The organism is uncultured Amnibacterium sp., from assembly GCF_964245895.1.
Classification (GTDB): Bacteria; Actinomycetota; Actinomycetes; order Actinomycetales; family Microbacteriaceae; genus Amnibacterium.
The window spans coordinates 1-6,180 of sequence record NZ_CAXTOQ010000181.1; the positions used below are offsets into that span (position 1 = coordinate 1).

The 6,180-nt window shown below is 75.5% G+C and carries 10 protein-coding genes; 3 read left to right on the forward strand and 7 right to left on the reverse strand.

What is annotated here, in order from left to right; all coding sequences use genetic code 11:
- The 3 genes from mftC to mftA all read right to left on the reverse strand — a co-directional run.
- Positions 1-789, reverse strand: a 789-nt coding sequence (gene mftC, locus ACFE60_RS16820) for a mycofactocin radical SAM maturase (protein ID WP_375390007.1), incomplete at its 3' end; no start/stop codon positions are given.
- A complete protein-coding gene (mftB, locus tag ACFE60_RS16825; protein ID WP_375390008.1) occupies positions 786-1,082 on the reverse strand; it encodes a mycofactocin biosynthesis chaperone MftB in 297 nt (98 codons plus the stop codon). The genes mftB and mftC, both read right to left, overlap by 4 nt.
- Positions 1,082-1,201, reverse strand: coding sequence for a mycofactocin precursor MftA (gene mftA / locus ACFE60_RS16830; RefSeq protein ID WP_375390009.1), 120 nt, complete (start codon positions 1,199-1,201; stop codon positions 1,082-1,084). Before mftA ends, mftB begins: the two co-directional genes overlap by 1 nt.
- A 118-nt stretch (positions 1,202-1,319) precedes the next feature.
- Between mftA and mftR the strand changes: the two genes are divergently transcribed.
- From mftR to ACFE60_RS16845, 3 genes are all read left to right on the forward strand, one after another.
- Entirely contained in the window at positions 1,320-1,934 is a 615-nt protein-coding gene (gene mftR, locus ACFE60_RS16835) for a mycofactocin system transcriptional regulator (protein WP_375390010.1), read from the forward strand.
- Positions 1,931-3,436, forward strand: coding sequence for a mycofactocin system GMC family oxidoreductase MftG (gene mftG / locus ACFE60_RS16840; protein WP_375390011.1), 1,506 nt, complete (start codon positions 1,931-1,933; stop codon positions 3,434-3,436). Before mftR ends, mftG begins: the two co-directional genes overlap by 4 nt.
- 75 nt (positions 3,437-3,511) lie before the next feature.
- Entirely contained in the window at positions 3,512-3,790 is a 279-nt protein-coding gene (locus ACFE60_RS16845; RefSeq protein WP_375390016.1) for a metallopeptidase family protein, read from the forward strand.
- A gap of 104 nt (positions 3,791-3,894) precedes the next feature.
- Here the strand turns inward: ACFE60_RS16845 and ACFE60_RS16850 are convergent, their stop codons facing one another.
- From ACFE60_RS16850 to ACFE60_RS16865, 4 genes are all read right to left on the reverse strand, one after another.
- Entirely contained in the window at positions 3,895-4,173 is a 279-nt protein-coding gene (locus ACFE60_RS16850) for a hypothetical protein (protein ID WP_375390012.1), read from the reverse strand.
- A gap of 11 nt (positions 4,174-4,184) precedes the next feature.
- A complete protein-coding gene (locus ACFE60_RS16855) occupies positions 4,185-4,760 on the reverse strand; it encodes a hypothetical protein (protein WP_375390013.1) in 576 nt (191 codons plus the stop codon).
- Positions 4,757-5,515: an energy-coupling factor transporter transmembrane component T family protein gene (locus tag ACFE60_RS16860; RefSeq protein WP_375390014.1), complete on the reverse strand. Its 759-nt coding sequence runs from the start codon at positions 5,513-5,515 to the stop codon at positions 4,757-4,759. Before ACFE60_RS16860 ends, ACFE60_RS16855 begins: the two co-directional genes overlap by 4 nt.
- The coding region (locus ACFE60_RS16865; RefSeq protein ID WP_375390015.1) for an ABC transporter ATP-binding protein at positions 5,512-6,180 on the reverse strand (669 nt) is incomplete at its 5' end. The genes ACFE60_RS16865 and ACFE60_RS16860, both read right to left, overlap by 4 nt.

Sequence of the window (6,180 nt, forward strand, 5' to 3'; positions counted from 1 at the left end):
GACGACGCGGCCCGCGCCGCACAGGTTCAGCCCAGGCAGGGCCTGCCCGTACGCCGACAGGTGGAAGAACGAGTCCCCGGTCAGCACGCCGTCGCCGTGCGCGACGAGCCAGTCGTAGAGCACCTTCTGCTGCGCAGGTCGGGGGTGCAGGTCGTCCCAGACGTCCGCGCCGCGGCCGGATGGGCGCAGGCGGGTGAGCCGCAGCTGCGCGCCGAACCGGTCCGCGATGGCCTTGAACTCGTCGAGCTGCGGGATGTTCTGCCTGGTGCAGACCACGGAGATCTTGAAGTTCGCCATCCCGGCGTCGGACAGGTTCTGCAGCGCCCGCATCGCGGTGTCGTACGACCCGGGCCCGCGGATCGGGTCGTTCACCTCCGCGGTGGCGCCGTCCAGGGAGATCTGCACGTCGACGTAGTCGTTCGCCGCGAGCCGCCGCGCGACCTCGGGCGTGATCTTCACCCCGTTCGTCGAGAACTTCACCCCCACGGAGTGCGACGTCGCGTAGTCGAGCAGCTCCCAGAAGTCGCTGCGCACCGTCGGCTCGCCACCGCCGATGTTGACGTAGAAGACCTGCATCCGCTGGAACTCGTCGATGACGGCCTTGGCCTCCTCCGTCGTCAGCTCGCGCGGGTCCCGCCTGCCCGAGCTGGACAGGCAGTGCACGCACGACAGGTTGCAGGCGTACGTCAGCTCCCACGTCAGGCAGATCGGGGCGTCGAGGCCGTACTCGAACAGGTCGACGAGCCGCGCCGGCTTCGTGGCCGGCGGCGCAGGCAGCACGACCGTCATGCCGCGACCTCCGCAGGCGCGACCGCGACGAGCATCGACGACGCGGCGAGGGTGCCGAGCGCCCGCCCGTACCGCAGCAGGTCCGCCTCCGCGACCCCGGCACCCCGGCAGACGGCACGCGCCGAGCGGACCCCGTCGAGGCCCGCCACGACGTCGAGCAGGGTCCGCTCCTTCAGGAACGACAGCTTGCGGGTCTCGAAGTGGTAGACCAGCGCGCCGAACGGCTCCGGCCGGATGGACACCCGCGGGTGGACGGCCCAGACCCGGTCGAGGTCGAACGCCTCGGCCGGCATCAGTACACGCCGCACATGCCGTCGATCGACACCTCTTCGACCAGGTCGTCCTGCTCGATCAGCTCGGTCGCCTGCACGGCGGTCCCCGACTCCGGGGCAGACGTTTCGGGACTGTTCATGGGACGCTCCTTCACGGCGGTTCGGCAGCACTGACGACCGTCCGGCCCCAGCGCCGGGCGACTCCTCCGCACACTAATGACACCCGGTGCCGAAGGGAAGGAGGGAGATCCTGTGAGCATGGACGGACCTCGTGATGAGCCGGCCCAGCGGCTCGGCCGGCAGCCCGCGACGACGGTGGCCGAGCTGAGCCACATCGGGCTCGAGCTGTTCATCCGGAACGGCTTCGACGCCACGACCGTGGACGACATCGCGGAGGCGGCCGGCATCGGGCGGCGCACGTTCTTCCGCTACTTCCCGTCGAAGAACGACCTGCCGTGGGGCGAGTTCGACGCGCTGGTCGCCTCGATGCGCTCGTACCTGATGTCCCGACCGGCGGAGGTGCCGCTGCTGACGGCGATCCGCACCGCCGTCGTCGAGTTCAACCGCTTCCCGAACGTCGAGGACTCGTACCACCGCGCGCGGATGACGCTGCTGCTGACGGTGCCGACCCTGGTGGGGCACTCGACGCTGCGCTTCGCGGCCTGGCGGCGCGCGGTCGCCGAGTTCGCGGCGAGCCGGCTGGGCGCGGCACCGGAGGACCTGCTGCCGCAGACCATCGCGTACACCTACCTGGCGGTCTCGATCGCGGCGTACGAGCGGTGGCTGCACGAGGACGGCGCCTCCGTGATCGACCTGCTGGAGCAGGCGATGGACGACCTCGGCGACGCGTTCGCGGGCGTCGCCGGCGGATGAGCCGCGCCGACGTCGTCGTGGTCGGCGGCGGCGCGGCCGGCGCCGTGCTGGCCGCGCGGCTGTCTGAGGACCCGGCCCGGCAGGTGCTGCTGCTGGAGGCGGGACCCGCGACCCTGACGTTCGGCGGGCAGCCGAGCCGCCTGCTCGACGCCGGCGTCGTGCCCGGCGCCGCGGCCGACGACCCGTTCAGCCGGTGGTACCCGGCGCGGCTCGCGCCCGGTCGCGACTGGGCGGTGACTCGCGGCCGCGTGCTCGGCGGCTCCACCGCCACGAACGGGGCCTACTTCGTGCGGCCGCGGCGCGCGGACCTCGACCGCTGGTCGGCCGCGGACCCCGAGTGGGCGTGGCAGGCGGTGCTGCCGCTGCTGCGGGCGATGGAGCGCGACCTCGACCTCGGTGCGACGCCCGTGCACGGCGGCGACGGCCCGATCCCGGTGCGCCGCGGGTCGCTGGACCATCCGGCCGCGACGGCGTTCGTGGCCGCGGCGCTCGCCGCCGGGCACGCGGCGGAGCCGGACAAGAACGACGAGGGCGCGCCCGGCGTCGGGCCGGTGCCGGCGAACGCCGCCCACGGCGTGCGGTGGAGCACCGCGATGGCCTACCTGCTGCCCGCAGCGGGGCGGCCGAACCTCGTCGTCCGCGGCGGGGTCGCGGTCGACCGGGTGCGGATCGCGGCCGGCCGCGCGATCGGGGTCGAGGTGGACGGCGCGCTCATCGAGGCCGACGAGGTGGTGCTGGCCGCCGGTGCGCTCGCCTCCCCCGCGATCCTCCAGCGCTCGGGCATCGGCCCGGCGGCGGTGCTGCGCGCCGCGGGCGTGCCGGTGCTGCTCGACGCGCCGGGCGTCGGCGCGACCTTCGGCGACCACCCGCAGGTGGTGCTCGAGTGGGTTCCCGCTGAGGCCTCCCCGCGACCGCAGGGGTCCTGGATGGGCGCGGGCCTGACCGCGGTGAGCACCGACGGTCCCGCCGACGGCGACCTCGAGGTGCTGCAGTCGCTGCGCCCGATGGCGGAGCTCGCCGGGGGCCGCGCGGCGGGCGGCGCGGCGCTGCCGCTCCTCGTGTCGGTGCACACCCCGGTCGCGACCGGGCGCCTGGCGATCCGCTCGGCGGACCCCGGCGCCTCCGCCGCGATCGACTTCCGCTACCTCGGCGACGCCGCCGCCCGGCGCCGGCTGCGGGAGGGGGTCCGCATCGCCGCGGACGTCGTCGCGCGCATCCCGGGCGCGCTCCGGATCGGCCTCGAGGACGCGGTGCTGCGCGACGACCGGGCGCTCGACGGCTGGATCGGCGACCGGCTCGGCACGGCGCTGCACACCTGCGGCACCGTGCCCTTCCGGCTGCCGGACGGGTCCGCGGGCCCCGTGGACGCCGTCGGCCGTGTGCGCGGCATCGACCGCCTTCGGGTCGCGGACACCTCGATCCTGCCGACCGCGCCCCTCCGCGGTCCCGCGACGTCGGCGGTCCTCGTCGGCGAGCTGGTCGCGAGCCGCATGCGAGGCTGAGCCGTGCCCGTCGCGCTGACCGAGTCCGAGTTCGAGGCGCTCGTCGGCGAGCAGCTGGACGCGCTGCCCGAGGACATGGTCGACGGGCTGGAGAACGTCGCCTTCGTGATCGAGGACCGCGCGGAGGACGGCGACGACCTGTTCGGCCGCTACGACGGCGTCGACCTCACGCGCCGGGACCGGTACGGGTTCGGGGAGCTGCCGGACCGGATCGTCGTGTTCCGCCTGCCGCATCTGGCGGCCGCTGACTCCCTCCACGCGCTGCGCGACGAGGTGCGCACGACGCTGGTCCACGAGATCGGCCACTACTACGGCCTCGACGACGACCGCCTGCACGAGCTCGGCTGGGCCTGAGCACGTGGTCGGACCTTCCGCTGGTCACTCGTGACGCCGCCAGCCGCAGGGCCCGTCCAGGGCCCTGCGGTACGGCACAGCCGCGCCGCGGCGCGGCCATGTACTCAGATCTGCTTGGACTCCTCGTTCGCGTTCGCCTGGCCCTGCAGGGGGTCGCTGTCCTTCGCGTCGAACGAGTACCGCACGAACTGCTCGCCGTTCAGCGTGCGGGTGTCGCCGGCGACGTACTCGAACATGGCGTCGGTGCCGTCGACGAGCGCGTACTGGGTGACGCGGGGCTCCGGGGCGCCGTTCTCGAGGTAGCGGTGCTCGGTGGTGCCCTCCAGGGGGCCGTCGAGGTACTCCGCGACGTACTTGGCCGGTTCGGAGGAGGTGTCGCTCATGGCCGTCGAGGCTACTGAGCCTCTCGTGCGCGGTCGCTGAACACCTGCTGCGGGAAGCGACGGCCGTCGACGACGACGTCGGCCCGCGACGCGGGGTCCTCCCTGGCGAGGAACGCCCGCTCCTGCCGCGCCCACCGCTCCCAGTGCGGCGCGAACACGGCGCCGTCGCGCTCGAGCGCCCGCGCGCGCCGCTCCGCCGCGGGCAGCGTCACCCAGATCCGCAGGTCGGCGAGCACGGCCGCCCGCCGGGACAATGCGCCGCACCCCTCCACGACCAGCGGCCCCGACGCCGGCAGCGCGAGCGGGGCCCCGGGCCGCTCGCCGATCCAGTCCCAGGTCGGCGCGACGGCCGGCAGCTCGGCGACGCGAGCCTCGAGCAGGCGGGCGAGCGCGGCCGAGCCGGCGCTCAGGCCGTCCCACCCCGGGTACAGCTGCTCCAGCCGCAGCCGGGACGCGCCGGTGCGGGCGGCGAGCGCCGCGGCGAACGTGGTCTTGCCGGAGCCGCTGCGGCCGTCCACGAGCACCACCGCGGCCGGGTGGCGGCGCAGCGCCTCCTCCGCCACCAGCAGGGCGGGCACCGGCGTCACGTGACCAGGACGAAGCGGTAGGTGCCGGCCGCGAGCCCCACCGCGAGCGAGCCGCCCGCGACGAGCAGCCCCGACAGCAGCACGACGAGGTCGGCACGGCCGAAGGTCGACGGGCGCGACCAGGTGCGCGGGCCGGGCGCGCCGAGGCCCCTCGCCTCCATCGCGGTCGCCAGGGCGACGGCCCGCCGCAGCGCGACGACCAGCAGGGTGAACGCCTGCCCGGGCAGCCGGCGGAGGCGACCGCGGTCGCCGACGCCGCGGGCGCGCCGCGCGAGGGCGATCATGCGCCAGTCCTCGCCGAGGACCTCGAACAGCCGGATGCCGGCGAGGCCGGCCAGCACGAAGCGGTCGGGCAGGTGGAGGCGCTGCCCGAGCGCGTCCGCGAGGCGCGTCGCGTCCAGGTCGGTGAGCAGCACCACGGCGGGCAGCGCGACGGCGAGCAGCCGCAGCGCGGTCGCGATCGCGAGGGCGATCGAGCCGTCGCTCACCTCCGCGAGCCCGGCCGTGAGGTAGACCGTGCCGCTCCCCCGCCCGTAGAGCACGACCGTCGCAGCGACCAGCACCGCGGCGCCGGCGACCGCCGCGGTGCGGACCGCGAGGCGGCGCAGCGGGATGCCGGCGAGCGGCGTGCACACCGCGATGAGGGCGATCGCGGCGGTGGCGGTGACCGCGTCGAGGCTGAGCAGCAGCACCAGATCGACGAGCAGCACGACCCCGATCGTGGAGAGCGGGTTGGCGCGCGCGACCCGGGTCATGCGGCCACCCCCGCGCTGCGGCCGACCGCGATCGTGCGGTGCGCGGCGGCGGCGAGCAGCGGGTCGTGGGTGACCGCGAGCACCCCGGTGCCGTCGGCGACGACGTCCGCGAGCAGCGCGACGAGCGCGGCCCAGGTGCGGGCGTCCTGCCCGAACGTCGGCTCGTCGAGGATCACGAGCCGGGGTGCCGCGGCGAGCGCGCTGCCGACGGAGAGGCGGCGCTGCTGGCCGCCGGAGAGGGTGAAGGGGTTCGCCTCGGCCAGAGCGGCGAGGCCGAGCCGCTCGAGCAGCTCGTCGACGCGGGCGCGGAGGCGCGCCTCCGGCACCCGCAGCGCGCGCAGCCCGACCGCGAGCTCCTGCCGCACCGTGCCGGTGAGGAACTGGTGCTGGGGCGACTGGAAGACGACCGCGACGCGCGGCAGCAGATCGCGGGACCGCCAGCGCACCGGGTCGCCGCGCAGGCCGTCCGCGAGCGCGGGAGTCGCGCCGACCCGGCCGGACACCGGCGGGATCAGTCCGCCGAGGGTCAGCGCGAGGGTCGTCTTCCCCGCCCCGTTCGGTCCGGTGACGGCGGTCAGCACGCCGCCGTCGACGGCGAGGTCGCCGACGGCGGCGACGGGGCGGCCGCGCCCGACCACCAGCGCCCGAGTGCGCAGCAGCCCGGC

Excerpts from the sequence above, each read along its gene's own strand:
- mftB (WP_375390008.1), bottom strand. The coding sequence starts at position 1,082 with ATGCCGGCCGAGGCGTTCGACCTCGACCGGGTCTGGGCCGTCCACCCG.
- mftA (WP_375390009.1), bottom strand. The coding sequence starts at position 1,201 with ATGAACAGTCCCGAAACGTCTGCCCCGGAGTCGGGGACCGCCGTGCAG.
- mftR (WP_375390010.1), top strand. The coding sequence starts at position 1,320 with ATGGACGGACCTCGTGATGAGCCGGCCCAGCGGCTCGGCCGGCAGCCC.
- mftG (WP_375390011.1), top strand. The coding sequence starts at position 1,931 with ATGAGCCGCGCCGACGTCGTCGTGGTCGGCGGCGGCGCGGCCGGCGCC.
- ACFE60_RS16845 (WP_375390016.1), top strand. The coding sequence starts at position 3,512 with ATGGTCGACGGGCTGGAGAACGTCGCCTTCGTGATCGAGGACCGCGCG.
- ACFE60_RS16850 (WP_375390012.1), bottom strand. The coding sequence starts at position 4,173 with ATGAGCGACACCTCCTCCGAACCGGCCAAGTACGTCGCGGAGTACCTC.
- ACFE60_RS16860 (WP_375390014.1), bottom strand. The coding sequence starts at position 5,515 with ATGACCCGGGTCGCGCGCGCCAACCCGCTCTCCACGATCGGGGTCGTG.